At 29.7% G+C, this 24770-nt stretch carries 22 protein-coding genes and 2 pseudogenes; 15 read left to right on the forward strand and 9 right to left on the reverse strand.

The genetic code is table 11. The features are described from left to right. Positions 1–530: 530 nt before the first annotated feature. Positions 531–746 (reverse strand): YwbE family protein, encoded by a 216-nt coding sequence (locus ACWJJT_RS02760; RefSeq protein WP_165412807.1) that lies wholly within the window; start codon positions 744–746, stop codon positions 531–533. A gap of 247 nt (positions 747–993) precedes the next feature. Between ACWJJT_RS02760 and ACWJJT_RS02765 the strand changes: the two genes are divergently transcribed. The 3 genes from ACWJJT_RS02765 to ACWJJT_RS02775 all read left to right on the forward strand — a co-directional run bounded on the left by ACWJJT_RS02765 (position 994) and on the right by ACWJJT_RS02775 (position 3457). After that, entirely contained in the window at positions 994–1623 is a 630-nt protein-coding gene (locus tag ACWJJT_RS02765; RefSeq protein ID WP_462955991.1) for a hypothetical protein, read from the forward strand. A 238-nt stretch (positions 1624–1861) separates the two neighbouring features. After that, complete coding sequence (locus tag ACWJJT_RS02770) at positions 1862–2020, forward strand: hypothetical protein (RefSeq protein ID WP_462955992.1); 159 nt, start codon at positions 1862–1864, stop codon at positions 2018–2020. A 288-nt stretch (positions 2021–2308) separates the two neighbouring features. After that, positions 2309–3457 (forward strand): aminotransferase class V-fold PLP-dependent enzyme, encoded by a 1149-nt coding sequence (locus ACWJJT_RS02775; protein WP_462955993.1) that lies wholly within the window; start codon positions 2309–2311, stop codon positions 3455–3457. Positions 3458–3480: 23 nt separating this feature from the next. Here the strand turns inward: ACWJJT_RS02775 and ACWJJT_RS02780 are convergent, their stop codons facing one another. From ACWJJT_RS02780 to ACWJJT_RS02790, 3 genes are all read right to left on the reverse strand, one after another. Beyond that, a complete protein-coding gene (locus ACWJJT_RS02780) occupies positions 3481–4143 on the reverse strand; it encodes a DUF4489 domain-containing protein (RefSeq protein WP_462955994.1) in 663 nt (220 codons plus the stop codon). A 153-nt stretch (positions 4144–4296) separates the two neighbouring features. Next, on the reverse strand, positions 4297–5055 hold the full coding sequence (locus tag ACWJJT_RS02785; RefSeq protein ID WP_216303466.1) for a hypothetical protein: 759 nt from the start codon (positions 5053–5055) through the stop codon (positions 4297–4299). Between the two features lie 237 nt (positions 5056–5292). Continuing rightward, positions 5293–6066, reverse strand: a complete 774-nt coding sequence (locus ACWJJT_RS02790; RefSeq protein ID WP_462955995.1) for a hypothetical protein — start codon at positions 6064–6066, stop codon at positions 5293–5295. A 242-nt stretch (positions 6067–6308) separates the two neighbouring features. On the opposite strand from ACWJJT_RS02790, the gene ACWJJT_RS02795 reads away from it, so the two are divergent. The 4 genes from ACWJJT_RS02795 to ACWJJT_RS02810 all read left to right on the forward strand — a co-directional run bounded on the left by ACWJJT_RS02795 (position 6309) and on the right by ACWJJT_RS02810 (position 10935). Beyond that, the gene (locus tag ACWJJT_RS02795) at positions 6309–7844 is read left to right on the forward strand and encodes a hypothetical protein (RefSeq protein ID WP_462955996.1); all 1536 of its coding nucleotides are present in this window, start codon (positions 6309–6311) and stop codon (positions 7842–7844) included. Positions 7845–7950: 106 nt separating this feature from the next. Further along, a complete protein-coding gene (locus ACWJJT_RS02800; protein ID WP_216303469.1) occupies positions 7951–8223 on the forward strand; it encodes a DUF3343 domain-containing protein in 273 nt (90 codons plus the stop codon). Between the two features lie 105 nt (positions 8224–8328). After that, positions 8329–9843 carry a YncE family protein gene (locus tag ACWJJT_RS02805; protein WP_462955997.1) on the forward strand — a complete coding sequence of 505 codons (1515 nt, stop codon included), beginning with the start codon at positions 8329–8331 and terminating at the stop codon, positions 9841–9843. Positions 9844–10062: 219 nt separating this feature from the next. After that, positions 10063–10935, forward strand: coding sequence for a tRNA 2-thiocytidine biosynthesis TtcA family protein (locus ACWJJT_RS02810; RefSeq protein ID WP_220286555.1), 873 nt, complete (start codon positions 10063–10065; stop codon positions 10933–10935). A 19-nt stretch (positions 10936–10954) separates the two neighbouring features. Here ACWJJT_RS02810 and ACWJJT_RS02815 read toward each other — a convergent pair whose 3' ends face one another. Next, complete coding sequence (locus tag ACWJJT_RS02815; protein WP_462955998.1) at positions 10955–11227, reverse strand: hypothetical protein; 273 nt, start codon at positions 11225–11227, stop codon at positions 10955–10957. Positions 11228–11637: 410 nt separating this feature from the next. Between ACWJJT_RS02815 and ACWJJT_RS02820 the strand changes: the two genes are divergently transcribed. Beyond that, positions 11638–13008: a TRAP transporter large permease gene (locus ACWJJT_RS02820; protein WP_462955999.1), complete on the forward strand. Its 1371-nt coding sequence runs from the start codon at positions 11638–11640 to the stop codon at positions 13006–13008. 95 nt (positions 13009–13103) lie between these two features. Beyond that, positions 13104–13442: an arsenate reductase family protein gene (locus ACWJJT_RS02825; protein WP_220286553.1), complete on the forward strand. Its 339-nt coding sequence runs from the start codon at positions 13104–13106 to the stop codon at positions 13440–13442. Between the two features lie 141 nt (positions 13443–13583). On the opposite strand, the gene ACWJJT_RS02830 is transcribed toward ACWJJT_RS02825, so the two are convergent. Continuing rightward, positions 13584–14138, reverse strand: coding sequence for a biotin transporter BioY (locus ACWJJT_RS02830; protein ID WP_220286552.1), 555 nt, complete (start codon positions 14136–14138; stop codon positions 13584–13586). Between the two features lie 151 nt (positions 14139–14289). Here ACWJJT_RS02830 and menA point away from each other — a divergent pair, with 151 nt between their 5' ends. From menA to ACWJJT_RS02845, 3 genes are all read left to right on the forward strand, one after another. Continuing rightward, positions 14290–15240: a 1,4-dihydroxy-2-naphthoate polyprenyltransferase gene (menA, locus tag ACWJJT_RS02835; RefSeq protein ID WP_220286551.1), complete on the forward strand. Its 951-nt coding sequence runs from the start codon at positions 14290–14292 to the stop codon at positions 15238–15240. A gap of 264 nt (positions 15241–15504) precedes the next feature. Then, positions 15505–16191, forward strand: coding sequence for a response regulator transcription factor (locus tag ACWJJT_RS02840; protein WP_462956000.1), 687 nt, complete (start codon positions 15505–15507; stop codon positions 16189–16191). Beyond that, complete coding sequence (locus ACWJJT_RS02845) at positions 16181–17668, forward strand: sensor histidine kinase (protein WP_462956001.1); 1488 nt, start codon at positions 16181–16183, stop codon at positions 17666–17668. The genes ACWJJT_RS02840 and ACWJJT_RS02845 overlap by 11 nt, the downstream gene beginning before the upstream one ends. Before the next feature lie 141 nt (positions 17669–17809). Here the strand turns inward: ACWJJT_RS02845 and ACWJJT_RS02850 are convergent, their stop codons facing one another. After that, positions 17810–18340 carry an amidase domain-containing protein gene (locus ACWJJT_RS02850; RefSeq protein WP_216303479.1) on the reverse strand — a complete coding sequence of 177 codons (531 nt, stop codon included), beginning with the start codon at positions 18338–18340 and terminating at the stop codon, positions 17810–17812. A gap of 361 nt (positions 18341–18701) precedes the next feature. Between ACWJJT_RS02850 and ACWJJT_RS02855 the strand changes: the two are divergent. Both ACWJJT_RS02855 and ACWJJT_RS02860 read left to right on the forward strand, forming a co-directional pair. Beyond that, a pseudogene (locus ACWJJT_RS02855) lies at positions 18702–21015 on the forward strand (GxGYxYP domain-containing protein); the annotation flags it as partial. A gap of 672 nt (positions 21016–21687) precedes the next feature. Further along, positions 21688–22578: a hypothetical protein gene (locus ACWJJT_RS02860; protein WP_216303480.1), complete on the forward strand. Its 891-nt coding sequence runs from the start codon at positions 21688–21690 to the stop codon at positions 22576–22578. Positions 22579–22959: 381 nt separating this feature from the next. On the opposite strand, the pseudogene ACWJJT_RS02865 reads toward ACWJJT_RS02860, so the two are convergent. Then, a pseudogene (locus ACWJJT_RS02865) lies at positions 22960–23199 on the reverse strand (transposase); the annotation flags it as partial. Between the two features lie 83 nt (positions 23200–23282). Next, positions 23283–23840 (reverse strand): hypothetical protein, encoded by a 558-nt coding sequence (locus ACWJJT_RS02870; protein WP_462956002.1) that lies wholly within the window; start codon positions 23838–23840, stop codon positions 23283–23285. 218 nt (positions 23841–24058) lie between these two features. Between ACWJJT_RS02870 and ACWJJT_RS02875 the strand changes: the two genes are divergently transcribed. Further along, on the forward strand, positions 24059–24712 hold the full coding sequence (locus ACWJJT_RS02875; RefSeq protein ID WP_462956003.1) for a hypothetical protein: 654 nt from the start codon (positions 24059–24061) through the stop codon (positions 24710–24712). Positions 24713–24770: the final 58 nt, after the last annotated feature.

A 24770-nucleotide genomic window follows, 5' to 3' on the forward strand; every position in this document is an offset into this window, starting at 1 on the left:
TTTATAAATCATTTTTATAAAAAAAAAGAAACCTACACTAGAACGTCAATAGTGACAGATTTGCTTTTTTGTTGTTAGTCTAAACATTCTAAACATTCATTAATTACATCTTCTGTAATTTCAACTAGTTCGTCTTTTCTCATATAAACACCTCCTTGCTATTCTATGAGAGCACATGAAACAAATATTAATTGATTTGATTCCTTAGAGTGATTTGAAATCCTGCTAAAACATATTAGGATATGTTTTAAGCGGTATGAGTGCGTTATTCAACAAAATTTTAATAAGGGATACATTAAGAAATTTCAGAGTGAAAAGGGTAAGAATTTAAGAATTGGAATTTAAAATTCAGGTCTTCTCTTTTGATAAGTGTTTTAATGATCCGACTTTGCAATGTATTTGAAGATATTCTAATTTTACTAGGTAACTTTATTATTATATATCATTTGGGTTAGAAATGCAAGAAAATGATATATAATAAAATTTAAAAGTCAATTTACAATAGTAAATTGACTTCAAACTATTAGTTCTTATTTTGATATAATGGCTTGGACTCTTCCTACCTGGCCATCTTCTAGCATAACCTTTATACCTCTTGGGTGTACTGCAGAGTTGGTTAACAACCTTTTTACTACACCTCTGGTTAGTTTAGTTGTTCTTTGGTCTTTTTTTAATACAACGTCTACTGTAATACCTATTGGTATATTATTTCTTATTTGTCCTCTGTTATCACTTTGTGTATTCATGAGTATGTAGTCTCCTTCATTAAAATTACTTTAAAGCATATTTTTAATCTTTAGTAAAGATCTTATTTTTGTAAGCTTTACATACAAATAATACTCTAATTACTGCTTACTTGTCAAAATATATTTCAACCTGTTAATTCCTCTATGATTAGAATATAAATTAAAAGTATAGAAGGGTAGACGAATAAAATAAATTTGTAAGGAAACTATATTGTAGAAAATACTTTTTTAAAAAGGAGAAATTGGAATGTTAAAATCTTTACTATTCATACCTGCTAATCTTATAAATCCAATTATATCCTCTGTCTCCATTATAATTGGTGCTATTTTAGGCGGCGTTTTTAGTTGGTTCATAAATAAAAATTCTACTAATATTGCAATTGAGAGGGAAATCAAAATTGAAAAAGCTAATAGAGAGCAGCAAAAGCAAAGTAAATCTTTAAGACTTAGTGAATATGCTGCTATTATTCAATTAGATATATGTACCACTTTATTTCAAAGTTTAAGAATGTTGAAAGAAATTGATGGTAAGAATAAAATTAGTATTTATCCTATACCTATGAACTTTAAATATGCTGAAGCTATTGTAGCTTTAGATAAAATTTTCAGTTTAAAAGAAAAGAGCTATATTTATCAATTATATGGAATTATAGAAAAATTAAATAATGATATAAAAGGGTATCATTGTGATGAAATACATTATACATTAATAAAAGGAGATTTTGAGATGTTTATTAAAAAGATTTACGGAAACAATTTCTCAAAAGCATTAGCCTTTGATATCGATAAAGCAACCTATGAAAATTTGTATGATAATGAAATTATAAAACCAGGATATAAAAATGTACTTATTAAGTTAAATAGAATTACTTATTAATTTCTATGTATATGAAAATCTAAAAATATTTTACAGACTAAATAGCATTTTAATAAAAAAGTACTGTTATCTTTCAATATTATATTGAATTTTTACAAGAATTGAGATAGACTGATTAGTAGGGAAAACAACAAGTTGAGATTGAGTGTAGAAAATAAAAATGTAGAGACTATAAATTGAAACATAAATTCTATAGGATCTAACATTCTTTGATTTGATGCCAAAGGAGGAAAAATTTATGTCAAGTAATAATATTGAAATGATGAAAAAACTTATCGAGGAAAAGAAAAAGAAAAGTTCTGAGCAAAGTGGTATTTCAAGAGCTGATAAAGTAATCGGGAAATCAAAAAAAGCAGCAAGGAGCACTAAAAAAACTGGCGGTTTATTTGATAAATAGGATTATATTATTAATGGGACCTTGTTTCGATAATATATTTATACGATAATACTAAAATTAAATTAATAATGGTTAAAATAAATGAGCTCTTATTTTTAGAGGCTCATTTTTTGTGTTATTATTTTAATACATTAGTTTAAAATCCAATTTGAAATTTACAAACCGAGAAATGTCGTTAAAAATCAGATAAGTAAAAAAATTAACACTTTATTAAGCATACTATTAAGTATATCAAAATATTTATACTATATAAAGAATAAAACGCTATATTCAAAATAGGAGGATTTTATGATATATCTTGATAATGCTGCCACAAGTTTTCCAAAGCCTGTGGCAGTTTATTCCGAAGTGTTAAGATGCATGGAGAATTACGCTGCAAATCCTGGTAGGGGTTCGCATGATATGGCAGTTGAGGCTTCATCTAAAATTATGGATACCAGGCAAGAGATAAGTGAATTCTTCAACATCCCTGATTTATTAAATATTATTTTTACATGTAATGCTACCCAGGCTCTGAATATAGGTATAAAAGGAATCTTAAAGTCAGGAGATCATGTTATTAGCTCAATAATTGAACATAACTCAGTTCTTAGACCATTAAATTATCTAAGTGAAAAAGGGATAGCATTTACCCTTCTTGGTGTAAATGAAAATGGATATTTGAATATGAATAATTTAAAAAGAAAAATACGTAGAAATACCAAAGCAATAATAATAAACCATACTTCCAATGTATTAGGAACCGTTCAAGATATAAGAGCTATAGGGGAAATCGCGAAACAATCAGGAATAATATTCGTAGTTGATGCATCCCAAAGCGCTGGTGTTATCCCAATAGATGTAGTACGAGATAATATTGACTTATTAGCTTTTCCGGGTCATAAAGGATTATATGGTCCCCAGGGAACAGGAGGCTTATATATAAGAGAAGGGATTGTACTGGATTCGTTTATTCAAGGTGGCACTGGAAGTGAGTCCTTTTCTATGAAGCAACCTAACTTTTTACCTGATAGATTTGAAAGTGGAACCTTAAATACGCCAGCAATAGCAGGACTATGCGCAGGTATAAGGTTTATTAGAAAAGTCGGAATAGAAAATATAAGAAAGCATGAGATAATGCTCGTAGAATATTTAGTAAAAGAATTGTGTAAATTATCTTATGTTAAAATTTATGGAGGATGCGATTATAATAACAGAGGAGCTGTAGTTTCTTTGGCTATAGACGATATTGATGTTTCTGAAGTGGGATATTTCTTAAATAAAAAAGGAATAGCTGTGAGAACCGGGTTTCACTGTGCACCACTAATACATGAAATACTTGGCACAAATCGTAAAGGTACAGTTAGAATAAGTCCAGGATATTTTAATGATTTAGAAGATATTGAAAAACTTATTAAAGCTTTAAAGGATATACATGAAAAAAGGCCCTTTTTATAGAGCCTTTTTTATCTGTTATAGTACTAACAGCAATGACGTTTGTTTTCTGTTACTAAAACTGAAAGTGTTGGATTGTTAAAAGTGATGCTTGCGGGCTTACGATCATCACCGGGTGTGCCCGTAGTAGTTGACTGTACAAAATAGGTGCAGCATTCGGAATCACAATCACAATCACAATCACAATCACAAACGATAAAAGTAACAATATCATGCTTCATTAATTGGAAATCGTCTGAAGGATTTGATAAATCAAATATCCATTCAGGTCCAACTTCGGTTGCAACTCTATCACGTTTACAAAGCTTAAATAGTTGGAATCTAACAGTTACACTTGCCATTTTTTTATCATTACCTTCATCATCTGCTTTTGGTAGTGTAGAAAATATATTGGTTGAAAATTCAAACTTAAAGCATGGATTACAAAATCTTTCAGTATTTATACTAAGAGTAGCAAGTCTTTTAGTAACTTCATCATCAGTTGCTGCTGCCACTGATGCTGCGGTTCCAGGCTTACACTTTAATAAAATTTCAGCTTCATTTTCTCTATCCCTATCTCTATCTCTGTCTCTTTTACAACATTCCTCTTTTTCTCTATCTCTGTCTCTTTTACAACATTCCTCATTTTCTCTTTCTCTTTTAAAGCAATCCTCTTTTTCAGATTTACAATGACATGACATTGAATTCATATATTAATTCCTCCTAAATTTTAATTCGTTATATCTAGTAAAAGAATTCTAAATGTACTGTTTACGAGGTCGGATATCTTAGAATTCTCATATTACAATATATGAGATAGGCCTATAAATGTTCTAATTATTCGTAACTTTTCTAGAATTTACTTACTCATCATCTTCACATTCATCATCAAATAAAGGTCTAAGCTTTTGATCTGGGAAGAATTTTGGAACTGGTGCGCGATCAAATTTTTCACAAGCATCTTCTTCACATTCTTCTTCGCATTGACAAGGTACAGGACAATAACCATATGCAGGAATTAGTAATTGAACAATTAGTTCACATTTTACAATAAGATGGAATCCTAAAGTTATATCTAAAAAACTATGACAGTCATCATCTTTACAAAAAACTCCATCTAAACATTCTGCTACCAATTCAAGTTTTATAATTTCAGAATCAAGATCCTCTGATTTACCAGGCATAAAGCTAGCAGATATTTGGGCTATTGAATCTGGGCAATATAGTTTCGATATAACCTCTGTACGATTAATTTCAAAAAACTCGCATTTAGTCTCTCCATTACAATTTATATAATCTGCATAAAATGAAATTCTAAAGCAAATTAATACTTTCTTGTAACTAGGATTTTTCTTTAGTGGGATTTTCTCTACCGAAATAAGTTTAAGTTGAAAATCCCTACATCCTGTAAATATTTTCGGGTTACAAAGGGAGTCGCTTCTTAATTCTTCATCTGTATCCACCGTATCTTGTCCGCAAGAATAAACTAAACATCTTTTAATTAGGCACTGGTCAAAAACTTTTGGGATTTCAACGCAAACTAGTTCTGATGGATCAGGAAGGTGCCCTTGTTTGTTAATAATACCAGGTCTTGCAATAAACTCTTCACGAGTAATAGCCATAAATTATCCTCCTTTATTATGTTAAGTGATACACTTTTAATTCGTGTTCTCTATATTATAGTATGCAGGTGGTTATAAGTTGTGAATGAAATTTTTATTGATTAAAATTTATATATGGAGATTTAGAACTAACTCTGTAAACAATATCAAGCCTCAGTACGTCTACCATTTGTACTGAGGTTTGATTTCAACACTTAAAAAACTTTAGTTGCTTTGTGTTTTTTTATTAGAATTCACTTATTTATCAGATTCACTTTCATCATCTTCACAGTCATCATCAAATAAAGGTCTAAGCTTTTGATCTGGGAAGAATTTTGGAACTGGTGCGTGATCAAATTTTTCACAAGAATCTTCTTCACATTCCTCTTCGCATTGACAAGGTACAGGACAATAACCATATGCAGGAATTAATAATTGAACAATTAGTTCACATTTTACAATAAGATGGAATCCTAAAGTGATATCTAAAAAACTGTGACAATCATCATCTTTACAAAAAGCTCCATCTAAACATTCTGCAACCAATTCAAGTTTTACAATTTCAGAATCAAGATCCTGAGATGAACCAGACACAAAGTTAGTAGATATTTGCGCTATTGAATCTGGACAATATAATTTTGATATAACTTCTGTACGATTAATTTTGTAAAACTCGCATTTTCTCTCACCGTTACAATTTATAAAATCCGCATAAAATGAAATTACAAAGCAAATTTTTACTTTCTTATAATTAGGATTTTTCTTTAGTGGAATCTTCTCTACTGAAATAAGCTTTAGATCAAAATCCCTACATCCTGTAAATGTTTTTGGATTATCAAGAATGCCACTTCTTAATTCAGCATCTGTATCTAGCGTATCCGGTCTGCAATCATAAACTAAACATCTTTTAATCAGGCACTGGTCAAAAACTTTTGGAATTTCAACGCAAACCAGCTCTGATGGATCAGGAAGGTGTCCTTGTTTGTTAACAATACCGGGTCTTGCAATAAATTCATCACGAGTAATAGCCATAAATCATCCTCCTTTTATGTCAAGGGATACACTTCTAATGCGTGTTCTCGATATTATAGTATGCAGGTATCCAGGAGGTGTGATTGGTATACTTGTTTAGTAATACAAATAGTTCCTAAGTGTTAATTTTAAATTATCTAATACTATATTATGTAAATACTTTATATATGGCCTTTAATATTAATTTTTAGGTCATATATTACTTTGGAATAAAATATAATTTCTATAAGGAGATGAGTAATATGAGGATATGTAGTCCATGTTTATTTTATGATAGTGAAGATCATATATGGAGCTTCTATGTAAATGATGATAGGAATTTAATGTACAGTATTATGTATGATGAGAATAAATGGACTAAGGAAAACAAAATTGACGATGAAGTTATTGATTTTACCGTTAATTTTGATATAGATAACAAAATTTACATTATATATAGTGTTGGAGATAGCGATCTTAAGTATTGCGAATGGGAACAGAATAAATGGTTTGGAAAAACCATTTATAGTTTTGAAAATGAAGGCTATGAGATGACTGAATTAAATGTTATTACAATTGGTGAACAAATGCATATATTTTTCATTGGTAAAAATAGCATAAAGAGAATCCAATGTTCTTTAATGCATTTGTGCTTAAATAAAAATGAAAGTTTATTTAATACAATAGATACCATACCATTTCTAAAAGAGGTTTTCTGCCATTACCAGGTACAAAATTTAGAAAATGGTGATTTATCCCTAGTATTTATTAAGCATGAAAAAAATGAAATAGTAATTAATTTCACAGAATACAAAAACAATAACTGGAGTATTCCAAGAAGATTATATGGTATTATCGGCAATAGTATTAATTTTTGCACATTATTATATTTAAATAAAATAAATATAATAAATCTGTCTAAAGAGGGATCATTGTATTTTATAGAACATGTATTAATTGAACCTGATGGAAAAATGAAAAGCTATAAAATTCATGAAGGTTGTGATAAGCCAACTAATTTATCGCTAGTTGAAATTAGTGGAGTCCTTTGGTCGATATGGAGTGAAGGCAAAAACATTCTAACTTCTTCATATAAAAATCAATGGAGTGAACCCAATAAAGATTACACCCAATTAAACAATGAAATTTCACTGTATAAATTTTTATCTTTAAGTAAAAAGCATAGTAATATACAGTGTAAATATATGATAGGAACTAATCCTCCTGAAATAAATTTATTATTACCTCATTACAAAGATAATGACTCTAGAGATGACTTTCCAAAACTAAATAGTGTAGCTCCTGAAAATAAATTAGATTCTAATGTGAAAAAAAACAAACTAGATATTCAAGAAGAGATTTTAGCTCTAAAAAAAATTAACAAAGATTTAGAAAAAAAACTAATAGATTTACAAATAAAATATCAGCAAAAACTAAGAATTCTAGCGGAATCAGATAATAATTTCTTTAAGATTTCAAATGCAAAGAAAAAAGCTGAAGAGAAATTAAATATAATAGCTGAAATACAACAAACTTCTATAAAAAAATTAGAAGTAATGAAAATAGAAAAAACATCTACGGACAGATTAATAAATGAGTTAAAGAATAAATCAGAGCAACTTACTAATGAATACGAAGGGTTGAAAAAACAGAAGATGTTCAAAGATATTGTAGTAAATGAATTGAACAATAAATTAGAGCAACTAACTAGTGAAAAAGAAGGTCTGAAACAAGATCTAAAATATGAAAAAAACATAGGAATTGTAGATAGAATTTTAAAAAAAAGACCGGTCAGATAGATATCACATTAAGATGATATTTTCATATTATGGATTGGTCTACTAGTTTATCTATGATACAAATTAATTTATAAACTTGATTAGCTATAAGGGAGATGTTCAAGCTATGAAGGTAGAAGTAGTAGAAAGTGAATATTTAGTTGTTTACCCAGGTCATAATGTTGCAACACTTTTGTACCAAAGGCTTCTAAAAAAATCTTGCAAGGTTGAATTAGTATCAACCCCAACAAAAATATCCTATGGTTGTAGTCTATCCATCAAATTCAAAGAAGTCTATATGAATATTGTTAGCGATGAAATTCGAAAGATTAATATAAAAGCAAAAGGTGTGTACAGAATCGTTAAAAATGGAAAATTTGATAGCTACGAAAGGGTCTAGTTTGTATCCAAAGAAATTAGTAGGATTTGGAATTTCCAAATCCTTTATAATTTTAGCATATTTTCTATCGTTAGAGCATATTTTCTATTAAGAAAGATAAAGGGTGTGATTGAAATAGCTGAAAATATTAGAAAAAGTTTTTATTTTGTTTCAAACGTTAAAACTGGAACCTTAACTATAATTGATAGTCTTTGCAATACTATATTAAAAGAAATATCTGTAGGGAAAAGCCCATTTAGATTAGCCTTGAAAGATAACAATACCATTGGCGTTGCTTGTGATATGAGTAATACTATCTCATTTATTAACTGTATTACTGGTGAAATAAAAGAAAATATTATTCCCAATAATGGCAACTTTCAAATTGATACCATAAACAAAAAAATATACATTTCAAATACTTCTGAAGTAACTGTATATGATATAAACTTAGACAATTTAATAGGTCGCATTAAAGGATTGTCAGCAATTATTGATTTAAGACTTAATAAAGAAGGGACTAAACTATATGTATTAGATACATTACTAAAGGAATTAAGAATTTATAGTACAGAAAATTATGGACTTATACATTCATTTAAAAACTTAGGTATAAATCCAACTTATCTTTTAATATCCGAAGATGATAAAACTGCATACATTTCAATGCGAAATACTATATTAAAAATAGATATTAACTCAGAAAAGTTTACTGATTTAATTTTACCTAAGGGATCATTAATTGCTGGAATGATCTTAAAAGACGCTACCTTATACGCATCAAATTTTGGACTAAACAGAATAGAGTTAATAAATACTAATACTAATGAAGCATATGATTTTATTATTACATCAAAACCCGAACCTACCAGACTTTTTATAACTGACGACAATACTAAGCTCTTGGTAGCTAACAGAAACCGTGAAAATCATGGCGGGATTGATATAATTGATTTAAAATCTAATTCTGTAATTGGTTCAATTCTGATGAATACACTTAATAGCCAGCCCTATGATGTTATTTCACTGAGACTTCCTTATACATATGTTCCACCAGCTGCAATAACTAATCTACAACCAGGCAATCAGATAATAACCATTATAGCAAAAAAAATATTTGCATCATACAATGAAAATCTTAATTTCCCTATCATAAATATAAATTTACCTAAAAATATAAATTCTTCTTATATTTTTGAAAAAATAAAATTTGAACCTGGTATTATTGTAGAGCATTCCGAATTTAGAAGCCTTTTATCTACAACATCTGGGTTCGCAAGTATTAAATTTATTGTAAGAGTTAATTATATAATTGATTATCTTGAAGACAACAAAAATAACAGTATAAATGGATTTTTTGAAAAACCTATAGAAGTTTTTTTAGATATTCCTAAAGACCGTGAATTAAATGAATTTCAACTCAATATTAAAACAATCACTGAGCTTACAGGTGCTCCAAAAATTCTTCAGAATGTTATAAGCTTTGGTGTAACTACTTTGATGGAGTTAAATATAATAGGTGACGATGAAATATCTATTATTAATTCGAAAGAAACCCCTGATAATGTGGAAGAGCACTTCGAAGCATTCGATGGTTTTAGAGGCTCAATTTTTCCAGATGACACAGTGTTTACTCTTTAAATAAACATGCCAACATATTTATTCTGCTTACAAGATGATTTCTGTAACATAAACAGAAGTCATCTTTTTTGGATTACATTAATATATCATTTATAGTGGTTTGATCAGATGCTTTAAGTTTCTATTATTATAATAATGTGTATCAGCGTGTATTACTTTCCAAAGACAAACCCTTCTGGATTATGTTATAATATTCTAATATACAGGAGGGGTGATTTTATGAGTAGCATTGCAGGAGAAGGTTGTGAAATATTAGTTCCATTTAATGATAGAAAACCACTAGCGGAAATAGAACGTAGTCTTATTACAACCTTTAGAAAGCCTATTTGGAGAAAATTCATTAAGGCTATAATAGATTATAATTTAGTTTGCGAGGGTGATAAAATTGCTGTAGCTATCTCGGGAGGTAAGGATAGTCTAATAATGGCTAAATTATTTCAAGAATTACAACTTCACGGTAAATTTAATTTTGAATTAGAGTATATTGCTATGGATCCTGGTTACCATAAAAATATAAAAGAACTATTAATTGATAATTGTAAACATCTAAATATTCCTGTGAAAATATTTGAATCAAGAGTTTTTGATATAATTGATAGTATAGCTAAGGATTATCCTTGTTATATGTGTGCAAAAATGCGAAGAGGTGCATTATATGCAAAGGCAAAAGAGTTAGGTTGTAATAAACTTGCCCTTGGACACCATTTTAATGACGTAGTCGAAACCACTATGTTAAATGTTCTTTATTCAGGAAATTTTAAGACTATGCTTCCAAAATTAAAAGCACAAAATTTCGAAGGTATGGAATTAATTCGTCCTCTTTATTATATTGAAGAACAATATATTGTGGATTTCACTCAGAACAGTGGTATTTGGCCACTAAATTGTGCATGCATGGTGGCAGCTAAAAAGATAGGCAATAAACGTCATGAAATTAAAGATTTAGTTAAAGAGTTAAAGAAGAATTTTAGCGGTGCTGATAAATCTATTTTTAGAGCCGCACAAAATGTTAATATGGATTCTATCTTAGGTTGGCAAAAAAATGGTGAGAATTATTCGTATTTAGACTTTTATGATGAAAATGAAGATTAAAAAATAGTGCTTATTAGCACTATTTTTCAGTTGGTTTTAATTCTTCTATCATAAACTTATCAAAGTAAATTTCCTCTATAAAATTATTTTCGTCAAAACTAGTTTTATGTCTTTTATTGTATTCATTAATATTAGATTTTAGCCAGTAGGGTGTTGAAATATCAAATTTGTAACATAACTCTGAAACGCACGCTTTTAGATTTTCCTGGTAATTATCTTCTAGCTTCGACATTGACACTTCATCCATAATAATTCTATTATCTTTGATTAATTTACCCCAGATTTTTAACATGTTTGCCTCCTTGCTTATCTTTGCATATAGATAACAGCTGTTATCTATTATCCTCTTGGTTTAGAAAACATCAGTTGATTAAATGTTCCATAGAGTCGAATATTTTTTGCTAATCACAAGTTTATCATAAATGAAAGCTAAAGTCATGCAATATGTTATGTCCATAAACATAAATAGTAATACATTATACTAGCCTATTTATATTTATGTTCCTCAAAATATATTGCAAATTTTTTATCTTAATTGAAATAGTAAAAATTGATTATTTTCTTTGAATATTGCATATACTCAATTTAAGATATCTTAAAAAAACAACTAGATAGAGCATTTCGATTCTTAAAATAGTTAATCAAATTAATACACCAATATTTGTATGCATCGAGAATAAAACATAGGAGGGGCAACAACATATGATAAATTTAAGTGTAATTCATTATGCATATATAATCATTATTCTAATAATTACAGTTATAATTACACTTAAAAAAGATATAATACTTCTATGTATTTTAGGCATTGGCGTAATAGGTTATATTTTTACAGGTGATGTTCTAAGTGCTGTTCAGATTATATATAAGGCCGTAGTAGTGTCGGGTAAAGAATTTATTGAAATAGTTGTAGTTATTGCATTAGTTAATTCAATGTCTAGTTCATTACATGACCTGGGTGCAGATGAATTAATTATAAAGCCTATAAGGAAATTAATGATAAATAAAACAATGTCATTTTTTGTTCTAGGAATTACGGTTACTGTAACCTCGTGGTTTATTTGGCCCACTCCTGCAATAGTTTTTATAGGTGCTTTAATGGTGCCTGCAGCAATAGAATCTGGATTGACACCTGTTTGGGCTGCAGTTGTTTTATGTTTATTCGGAAATGGAGTTGCTTTATCAAGCGATTTTGTTCTTCAAGCAGCACCATCAATAACCGCTAAGACTGCAAACTTGCCTAATGCATTAGGAATTATTAAAGAATGTCTTCCTTTTTGGGGTATAATGAGTATAGTTACTATAACTTTAGCATTTATACTTATGAAAAAAGATAAAACCTCTAAAATTATGGTTGATGCAACAATAATTGAAACTAAAAAATTAATACAAAATCATTCAATAGGAATAAAAATAATGGCAATTGTTACCCCTTTATCATTTATAATAGATATCATATTCATTAAAAAATTCAACTTCATAGGTTCAGACTCTACAGCTCTAATAGGTGGTACAGCAGCAATAATAATGATTATTTCATCTATAATACATACTGATTTTAGAACGTCATTAGGAGAGGTTACTAAATATATTAAAAGCGGTTTTACTTTTGGTATAAACATATTTGCACCAATTATAATTATTGGTGCGTTCTTTTTTCTAGGAAGTGAAAGTACCGCAGTTGATATATTGGGTAATGGAGCTAGCGGCCTTCTAAGTGATATAGGAATATATGCTGCAAGCAAGATACCATTATCTAAATACTCAGTTATAGGTATCCAAACAGCAGTAAGTACTCTTCTTGGACTTAGCGGTTCAGGTTTCGCAGGTCTACCGCTCGTAGGCACTTTAGCTAACACCTTTTCAAATACTATTAATATAGACAAGGAAAAGGTTGCGGCATTTGGTCAAATAATTACAATATGGATAGGTGGAGGAACTATAATCCCTTGGAGTGTAGTTGCTGCAGCAGGAATATGTAAGGTTGAACCCTTTGACGTAGCTAGAAAAAATGTTATTCCTGTTATTTGTGGAATAGTTGCTACCGTGCTACTAGCTATGATAATATTATAGTCTAACGACATTTCAGAAGTCTTTGCCGCGGCACCGCAGGTGATGATTTAACCATTTAAAAAATAGAATAATATATTTTAAGGAGAATTTCAAAGATGAATATTCAATGTTTTGGAAGAAAAAAGTGTTTTGACACACAAAAAACTGAACGATATTTTAAGGAAAGAAATATAAAATATCAATTTATAGATTTTAATATTAAAGGACTAAGTAAGGGTGAATTACAAAGTGTGAAACATTCTGTAGGATTAAACAATTTAATTAACACGAAAGCAAAGGATTATAAAAAATCAAATTTACAGCAAATTAGAGGTGAGGAGACCAAAGAAGAAATTTTATTGAAAAATCCTCAACTTTTTAATACCCCTATAGTACGTAATGGAAAGGAAGCCACTGTGGGCTATGTACCAGAGATATGGACAACCTGGGAATAAGGGATATTCAATTAAATAATAAGTCAGTATATTAACAGCTTTGACTTGTTATTTATTTTCATGCCCCTAAATAATATTAAATATGTATTTTAGAAGATATCATTAGATTATCTCCTAAAATACTACAATAACTTATGAATATTAATTTGAATTCGAATGTTTTGATAATCTAGGGATTAATTGTTTAGCTATGATTATAGCTATAATTGCCTTTATAATATCTCCAGGTATAAATGGTATGCAAGCGTATTTAAGAGCTGCATAAAAATTTATATTTTTCCCTAAATAATTCGTAAAAATAAAATAAAAGTAGGGTATCCCCATAAGATACATTACGGAACTTCCTAAAATAACAGAACATATTATTGTAGAAAGAGATTTATTTTTCTCTGTAATCTTGCCAATTACATATGCTACAACAATAAAAGATATTAAAAATCCAAAGGTAGGACTTACTACAGAAGTTAATCCTCCTGTTCCGCCAGAAAAAACAGGTAATCCAATTAACCCCAAAATAAGGTATGTGATTTGAGATAGTGCACCTAACTTGGCACCTAATATAAGTCCAGATAAAAGAACAAAAAAAGATTGTAGCGTTATAGGAACTGGACCTAGAGGTATAGAAATAAAGCCTCCTACTGCCGTTAATGCAGTAAATAATGCAGTAATTATTAAATCTCGTGTAGATAATTTCAAAATAAATTCCTCCCTAAAAAATTATAAATATGATGTCTGAAACATTGTAAACCCAATTAAATTTATGGTTTACAATGATAATATCATGGATTATTTTGAAAGTCAAACAAACTATAGCTAAGAATTTATTATTTAACAGGAGGGTTTAAAATTGTATTTAATTAGTTTTCTTGAATTTATTGAAATTAAAACAAAATTGGCCAGTATGATACCATTTATATTGGGAACACTTTATTCTTTATACCGATATAAAAGCTTTAATTTGAAAAATTTTATTATTATGGGTATCTCACTATTAACATTCGATATGGCTACAACCGCAATTAACAATTATATTGATTACAAAAAAGATTTAAAGTGTAACAGACATAATCATGAAAATAAAAATGGAATCATAAGATATAACATCAAAGAATCCACAGCTGTAGCTATAATTTTTACCTTACTTGCAATAGCAATTTTCTTTGGGATTCTATTAACTTTAAACACTAATGTAGTTGTGCTCTTAATTGGAATTATTTCATTTTTAGCAGGTATATTCTATACATATGGGCCTATTCCAATTTCACGTATGCCACTAGGTGAAGTATTTTCTGGAGTATTTATGGGATTTATAATTCTATTTTTAGCTTGTTACATTCATATATCTGATAGAAATATAATTTCTATAATGTATGTTAGTAATATGTTAAACATCAGCATAAATCTAGTAGAATTGTTTTATATCTTTTTGATCTCCACCCCAACAATCAATGGCATAGCAAATATAATGCTTGCTAATAACATTTGCGATCTTGAAGAGGATATAACAAATAAGAGATACACGTTGCCTTACTATTTAGGTAAGGGGAATGCACTTACCTTATTTAAGACCCTATATTATATTGCATACCTAGATATTATAATTTTAGTTATATTGAAAATTTCACCAGTTTCATCATTGCTGGTAATTTTAACTATAATACCATTGAATAAAAATATAAAATTATTTCACCAAAACCCTATTAAAAGTGAAACCTTCATTTTATCCGTGAAAAATTTTGCATTAATGAACATGACTCACATCATATTAGTATTAATAGCGCTTATATTTAATTGGTAGGTATAAAGCAGCCCCCTTAAATCATCTCCTGCGGAGCTGCAAACAGCTTCGCAGAAGCTGCATTGACGACTTCAGAAGGAGAGTTATACCCCCCACTGAAGTTTTTTATTTGTTAGGGCAAGTAACTCCTACTTATAAGTTTTCATATTACTTTTATGTTAGTTGAAATATAATAAATTATGATTATTACTGGTATTATTATATAATATAAAAGAAAGTTGAAAATTAGCAAGTGCTACACTAGCTATATAAAGGAGAAAATATATGAATGAAACCATTTTAATTGTAGATGATGAAGAAAGAATTAGAAATCTTGTGTCCATTTATTTAAGGAAAGAACAATATAATATTTTGCAAGCAGAAAATGGCAATGAAGCTGTTAATATATTTAATAAAAATAAAGTAGATTTGATTATTTTAGATGTAATGATGCCTATTATGGATGGCTGGGATGTATGCAAGGAAATAAGAAAGACCTCAAATATCCCTGTTATAATGCTCACAGCTAAATCCGAAGAAGATGATGAATTATTGGGGTTTGAATTAGGCACGGATCATTATATTACGAAGCCATTTGTCCCAAAGCTACTAGTTGCTAAAGTGAAAGCAATTATAAGGCGAACTTACAGCACTGAACCTGTTCTAAAGGAAGGAAATAACTTTGACGGCCTTGTAGTTGATAATTTAAGCCATGAGGTTACTGTAGATAATAGTGAAATATATCTATCCCCAAAGGAATTTGAACTACTAAATTATTTTATACTTAATAAAAGGATCGTATTAAGTAGAGAAAAAATATTGGATGCTTTATGGGGTATTGACTACTTTGGAGATTTAAGAACTGTAGATACTGTTATAAAAAGATTAAGAGAGAAGCTAGGTGAAAAATCTTATCTTATAGCAACCATAAGAGGAGCTGGCTATAAATTCGAGGCGAAAAATGAAAAGTAAAAAGAGCATCACTAGAAAGCTTTTCGCTATAACCTCTATAGTTTTTATAGTTTTTATAACTACTAATTTGATAGTGCAGTCTGCATTTTTTGAGCAGTTTTATATAAAATGGAAAAAGAATAATCTTGAACATAATCTTGTTAAATTCAAAAGCGAATATTCTTTACTCCAAAAAGATGAAGATAAAATTAATTTAGTTAGTTCTTTTGAAGAAAACAATAATTATAAAATAATTACACGAGATAGATTAGGAAATTTAAAATATCTTACAAAAACAATTGATGAAAGAAAAGACTCTATAAAAGTAAGAATCATGAACCAAATAATGTCATCTGAAATAGAAAATAGCGGTGGTATTAATAAATTTAAAGAAGAAGGAAAATCCCTGATTTTTACTACTGAAGAAACCCCCGATATGGTAGCAAGTGTATCAGGTATATTATATGCTGAAAATAGCGATGAAATTGTGTATGCTTTTGCTTCACTACAGCCAGTAAATGAAGCCGTTCAAGTTATAAAGGTATTTTACTTGTATTTCTACATAGGTGCCCTAGTTATAACTCTATTTCTTTCTTTAATTTACTCAAGCATGATTGCAAAGCCATTGATAAAAATAACTAAAACGGCAGCTAAAATGGCAAAGCTTGACTTTACAGAAAAATGTGAGGTTAAAAGTGAAGATGAAATAGGAGCTCTCGCGACTTCACTTAACCTTCTATCAGAAAATTTAAATGAAGCATTAACCTCACTTAAAGAATCTAACGCACAATTAGAAAAGGATATTGAGAAAGAAAAGAAACTAACAGAAATGAGGAAAGACTTTGTGGCATCAGTTTCCCACGAGCTTAAAACCCCTATAACCCTTATAGAGGGGTATACACTAGCGTTAAACGATGATGTTTTAGAAGGCGCAGAAAAACAATATTTTATTGATGTCATAATGGATGAATCAAGGAAAATGAACAATTTAGTATCAGATATGTTGAATTTGTCTCAACTAGAATCTGGGAATTTTAAATTGATTGAGGAAGTATTTTTTCTTGATGAACTAATAAATCCAGTTACTAAGAAATTTTCATCTCTACTTAATGAAAAAAACATTAAGCTCGAATTAAATTTAATCCAAAATGTAAAAGTAAATGCAGATTGGAACAGAATAGAACAGGTACTAACAAACTATATGACTAATGCAATAAGACATACCTATGATGGCGGATCCATAACAGTAAAAATGATAAATATAGAGGGTGCTATCCGCGTCGAAGTGGAAAATAGCGGAAGTAAAATTGATGATACTGAAAAAAATAAGATATGGGATAACTTCTATAAAATCGATAAATCAAGAACTAGAAAGCTTGGGGGAACTGGTCTAGGTCTTTCCATAGTCAAAAACATAGTATTACTTCATGGTGGTAGCTGTGGAGTAGAAAACACAGAAATTGGAGTTGAATTTTATTTTATTTTAAAAAAACAATAGTAGCCTGTAATTATAGCTACTATATTTCAAAAATGGTATGTAAAATGATTTGATCTATCGTTACGACTCAGGCATTCCAATAGTGAATAGCTGAGTCGTAACTATCATTTTACATGCCATTACATATTTAAATTATAATTGTTATAAACTTATTTTTAAAAAATGTACACGATTTGCTCCCCAAGAATCTCCATAAAATATGTTTAAAGCCTCAAAGGTATGTTGAGAAATTAAAGGCTGTGAATATCTAAAAGCGGTGATAATCGCAGAGTGAAAAATATTTCCATCATTATCTTCAAAAAAAATTAAATCACCTAATTCAAGAAGGCGAGTATCATATATTTCAAGACCCTTAATCCCTGAAGCTTTAGATTGTTGATTAGTCTTTAAAGACCAATAAAGGGAATTTGCCACAGCCCATGGAACAGACCATGTATCATCATTTGTACTATTTGTATTAGCCTTTCTGTACCACCAAGGATGTGAGCCTTTAAACCTCATAGGTGCTCCCCCAGCTAATAGACACTGAGATACAAAGTTTGCGCAGTCGCCACTAGTCTCATTATTAATAAGAGAGAAGTACCTAAAACTGGGGTTTGGATGCAAGGCATAGGTCATTGCATAATTAACCGCATTTATTCTAGAATATTGATTTGATCTAAAAAAATCCATGTTACACTCCATAAAATTACTATTATTAAATTCTATGATAAAGACAGTGAGAATGTTCATAAAAATTAAAATTTCATATTTTATTCACAACCCTAGCGAACGTCATATAATAACGAACTTTTTGCTAGAATTGTAATCTTGGTCCAACTCAAACATCAAGATCAAAACTCCGTAACAAAATAATTTTTTATTCATAATATATGGTGAAAACTATTTTTTATGGAGGATATACATGTACATGTGTCCCTATTTTTATAATATGATGAGATTAAATAAATATATGCAGCAGAACAATGAAATGATGCTTGCTAATACGATGCGATCCATAGCACGAGCTTCTGATGTATCCTTAAATGACACCAATATAAATTTAATTTTAGATTTAAAAAATCATCTCTATGAAATTCCAAAACATTTTCGCAAGTCGACTAATATATTAAGTACACAAAGTAGTAAAGAATTAAATCTTAGTGGATTAAACACATTAAACATTTCAGGTAGTCAACAATTTTCCGAGTATAATCTGCCTCTTGTAATAAATAGTCTAGGAACTTCATTACCTATAGCAGTTATTGACTTGAGGCAAGAATCACATGGGTTTATTAATGGAGTCCCTGTTAGCTGGGCTAATGCAAAAAATGATGCTAATATAGGATTAACAAAGGATCAAGTGATGTCTGATGAATATAAAAAATTAAATAGTATTAAATTAAATGTGCCTATTACTTTTTATAATCATAATAATATAGGTATAGTTCCAAAAAAAGTTGAAGATGAAGAGCATCTTGTTAATTCTAAATCACTATCATATAAACGCATTCCTGTTACTGATGGTAAGATTCCAACAGATGATATGGTTGATTACTTCGTAGAGCTCGTAAAATCACAATCTAAAAATACCTGGGTTCATTTTCACTGTAAACAAGGTATAGGAAGGACTAGTACCTTCATGATTATGTATGATATGATGAAAAATGCCCACCAGGTTATGGCAGATGATATTATAAATAGACAATTACTATTAGCAAATTTTGATGAGAGTCATATTAAATCTTTTTATAATAATAATGAAAGAATTAATTTTCTGCGAAATTTCTATAAATACTGTAATGGAAATATAGATGTCTAATATTAAATGGAGCGACTTTAAAAAAACTCTCAATAGTAGTAATTTTATGAAAAATCCTACAATTCCAACTTATTTATATGTTATTTCTCAAGATACAATGACGCCTTGTGAGCGGACAATGATAGCCACCCTTCAAGGGCTTATTAGTAGTCAATCATCTATTCAAATATATACACTTAATTCCTCACAACCAGATTATCAAATATGGCTAGATGATTTAAAAAATAGTTATGGAGTTTTATACGAAAATACATCAGATCCGTGGCGCTTATTAGATGTATTTAAGGATTATATTGATGGATATGTACTTTACAATAATAAATCGCTAAAAGATCCTTCGATAAATAATGCTTGTTCACTTGCCTCGTTAAATAATTGCATTGCAGTTGATGAAGCTATCCAAGACAAAGTACGCGCCTATGGAATTACAAATATTAAAGGCGATTGCAGAAACACAGATGAAAAATGGGCGTACGATAATTTATGGGATTCTGGCCTCAATCATTCCATAATAATTGAGTTATCCCCGAGCAAAGATTCCGCCTTAAGAGATTATGGTATAATGACCAAATCCCTAATATTTTATGAGGATAAAATAAATGATACAACGCTTCGCGATAAAATATTCTCATCCATGGAAAAGGACTCCATTTGCCTCGGGTGGGGACCCGATGAATTTATTAATATAAGTACGGTTTCAAAATATGGTATTAGCATGGTTGCCGCAGATTGGTCATATAATTTAACTGTATTAAGTTCATTCCCATCATTACCAATGACTCAAAAAACGTTAATGAACATTCCTAATAAAGAAAATGTTCATAATGTAACATTTATTGTGTCAGATGGAGATAATCAACAGTGGAACCTTGGAACTAATTATGGTTCTCACAAATGGTATGGTTCTCCTTATAAAGGTAAATTTAATTTGGGGTGGTCATTAAGCCCATCTTTATATTACCTTGCACCTACTGTATTTAAATTATATTATGAAAGTGCAGCTCATGGAGCTACTAATGATTATTTTATAGTTCCACCATCTGGAAATGGGTATATGTACCCAAGTAAATTTGATAAGGATGCTCTCGGAATATATATTAATAGATTAAATGATTATATGAAAAAAGTAGATCAAAAATATATATCAATTATAGATGACTCGTCTTTTTATGATAAGGAGCTTTGGGGCAAATTTACTATGAAGTCTAATATACATGGGTTGTTTTATCTTGATTATCATAGGCACGATAATTATCACGGAGAAATTATTTGGTCTAATAATAAACCTATAGTTTCATGTAGAGATTTACTTTGGAATACTCTTGAAAGTGAAGATGAGCTCGTGAAAAATATTAATCATAGAGTTGACTCTGGGCAAGTAGATATTACTAATTCTAATAGCTACACCTTTGTTTATGTTCATGCATGGAGCAAAAGCCTTAGTAATATTGAAAGGGTTGTGGATAGGTTAAAGGAAAATCCCAAAGTGGCAATAGAAACCCCTAAAACATTTATGGAGTTAATAAGTAAGAATGTTAAAAGCTGATAAACAGCATAATAACTTGCTTCCTCCTTTTGAACGATAAGTTTTTATGGACACTATCCCTGTTCCTCACACGAAGTAATTTATTCAATATGTTATTTAGTTAATATTACTTATAAATTATCATTATAACCACAATCAGAACCATTCAATATAATAAAAGTTATATTGAATGGTTTTGTTTTTACTTGTTTTCAAGCCTTTTTACTGATTTTATATGTATTTTTCAAAGATTTCATGGCATACTTACAATGTAAACATAAAGTATACACAGTAAAATGCATTGTAAACAATGGTATACACGTGTTAACAATTAAAAATTATTTATATTATATAAAAAATTCAATGATAAATATAAGTAAATCACTAAAAAATCATTGAAACCAAGTATCCTAGGAATTATACTGTTTATATAGCAGCTTCTAAGAAGATGAACAGCGCCGAAGGGTATGATTTAACGACATTTCAGAAGGAAAGTCTACCACTCCTATAAGTGGTAGTATAAATCTCCTTCTGAAGTCGTCAATGCATCTTCTGTAAAGATGTTGCAGCTCCGCAGGAGATGATTTAACAAGCTGTAGATAAATTTAAAGTATAAATGCCATTAAGTTATGAAAATAATTAAATTTATTCTATTTATTATAGAAAATACAGGCCTAAGAGAGGAAGTACGAAATGGATGCAATATTAAGCGTAAGAATCAGTGATGAATTAAAACAAAAATTTAATGAGTTAGCTCAGAGTGAAGGAATAAACAATAAGGAATTGATGGAGCAAGTAGTTAAGTATTACGAATTAAATAGAGCAAGAGAAGGGGACAGTACTATGTCCGAAGATATAAAAGAATTACAAACAATAACCAGTAGAATGGCAGATATATACATAAACATAGTAGAAAGAAATAATATTAAAGCCTTAGAGGTAAAAAATATCCATAGAAATGAGTTAATAGACAATAATAAGGAAAATGAAAAACTAAAAGGAGAAATTACATTATTAAAAGAAGACAACAAAAAAATAAGCTCACTGGGAAAAGACCTATCTGATGCAAAGCATATAACTAAAGAATTACAAGAAAATATTAAGAACTTAAAAACCCTTAATAATATGCAGGAAGAAAAAATATTAAGCCTAGCTAATACCAATGAAAAATACATTAAATTCGAAGATGAGATTATAGAGCTTAAAACATCCCTTGATAAGTCATTGAATGAAAATATGCAACTTAAGAATGAATTGTTAAGTAAAAAGGATGAACAAGATAAATTAATAAAACAGATAGATCAATTAAACCAAATAAACAAAAATAAAATAGATGAGCTGCAAATTAAAGCTAAGCAAGATGTTGAAATGCAGCGGGAAAGAACAAGCTTTGAAATGGACAAAGAACTTTTAAAATTAAAAGAGGGGCAACAAATCAAAACACAGGAATTACAAGAAAGCTTTAATGAGAAAATTACTAATTTATTAAAAGAAAAAGAGGAAGCGGCGGAAAAATTTAAAAATATGATTTTAGAAATGGATAAAAAAGAAAATGAAGCTAACGTTATTGCTAATAATAAATAACACACCAACAGAGACTGATATAACCTATATTTTTAAAAGGTGAAATTGAATAAAGAAATAAGAGGTATACTTTACTAGAGGGTGTAAATTATTTTGTGTATTCTCTTCCTTTAAGCAAAATAATTGAATTATTTAATTATGAAAAAATGTTAGTATAGTTGATAAATGTTGTTACTTTGTAATTGCTTTTCAGTATATTATTTCCATTTTTAGTTATTAATATACTCTCTAAATATTAGGTTAGGGTAGTATTGAAAAGTGATTTGAGTCGTTATTGATGAATCATACATGAACGGATTGCCTTTGGGTAGTCCGTTTTGCTTGTTTAACGGGAAAATTTAAGCTATAACCCTTAGGGGTTTGGGGGACGGAGTCCCAAAGCTACGCTCCTTCATTTAGGATCTCACTAAATAATATATTGAGCTGGCTGATAACAATGTCCCAATTTGCATATACTCTAGTCCATTTCTTACTTACCTTTTCAGTTGCCAAATATAGCATCTTCATAAGACTATCATCATTCGGGAATATAAGCTTTGTCTTCGTAACTTTTCTAAATTGACTGTTAAGACTCTCTATAGCATTTGTGGTATATACAATTCTACGAATATAATCTGGAAATATTATGCCGTAAAAATCCATCTTATCTTACTTATCTATAATAGATAAATAATTTGTACTAAATATTATGATCATACTTCGTATTAATATGTGTCAGCTAGATCATTCCTGCCTTTTAACACATCCTGCTGTATAATCTGTAACACTTTTTCAGACTCTTCAAATATTGGACTGTGGGCAGATTCCTTAAAAAGATAAAATCCCTTTGCAGGTGCACCAAGTTTTTTAAGATAAGCTTCCGACATCGAATAGTTTACCGTATAATCATATATTCCCGAAAAGAAATATACCGGAATATCAAGTTTTGTTATCTTGTTACTCAAATCCGTTCTGTAAAGCTCCTCGTTTAAAACAGTAGAATTTGAAAATGCTTTTCCACGCCATATATTAATTTTTTCTCTCAACGTATATTCCCGATTCTGCATAACTGGCATAAAAATTCCAGCGACTACTGATTTCATTTTATGCGTTGTACCAATTCCTGCTCTATGCATCACATTATCCCTTATTTTATTGTATGCATCTGGCAGATGATCCATTGTTTCAATAGGTATTCCCTGAAGCATCTTTACAGTTTTTTCATCACCTGTTACCTTGAAGTACTTAATCATATATTTATATGCGATTTTTTCCGATTCCATTTGATTTGATATTTGTCCGACACCAATATAAGCATGGTATAACTCATATGATATTGCCGCTGCCTCTATAGCTAATGAAACGGCCTGAAAAACAAAGAGCTTATAAAACAGTGTTAAACAATATAATAAGGCTTAAAGGAATCACTGGCAATAGGTATTTGTAACAAAACAACGAAAGAAGAATAATATAAATGGTGAATATTATTTTGGAGGTACTTATGTACGACTACCGTTATAAAGACTGTGAAAATGTTGGACAAAAAATTCCTATGGCCAATATGCCAATGGAGAATACGCCTATGACGAAAATGCCTATGGCTAATATGCCTATGGCTAATATGCCTATGGCCAATATGCCTATGGCCAATATGCCTATGATGAACATGCCTATGGCGAATATACCTATGATGAATATGCCTATGGAGAACATGCCTATGGCGAATATGCCTATGATGAACATGCCTATGATGAACATGGCCATGATGAATATGTCTATGATGAATATGGCCATGATGAATATGCCAATGTATGATGAAGATGATGAAGATGATGAAGATTTAAAAAGCATGTATCCTAAGATCTATAGAATGATACATCCCATGGTAAAAAAACATTGTGATATGATGGAATCCAAGTATGGCCCAATGTATTGCCCTAGTAAGGATGAAATGGAGCATATGTGTAAAGAAGTATCTGAAAAGTGTGAAAAACATTATAGGGATGACGATGATAATGATGATGAGGATATGAGAGACACACGCCGTCAAGGCAGAAGAGGTCCGATTCAAGATTTAATCAGAATACTGTTTATCAGAGATTTACTTGGACGAAGGAGAAGAAGACGTAGAAGAATGTTCCATCATGGATATTAAAATAAACGTCTGTTGACATAAAAAAACACGAATATCTAATTTGTTAAAATGCTTTGTC

Source organism: Clostridium sp. CM041 (genome assembly GCF_055081035.1).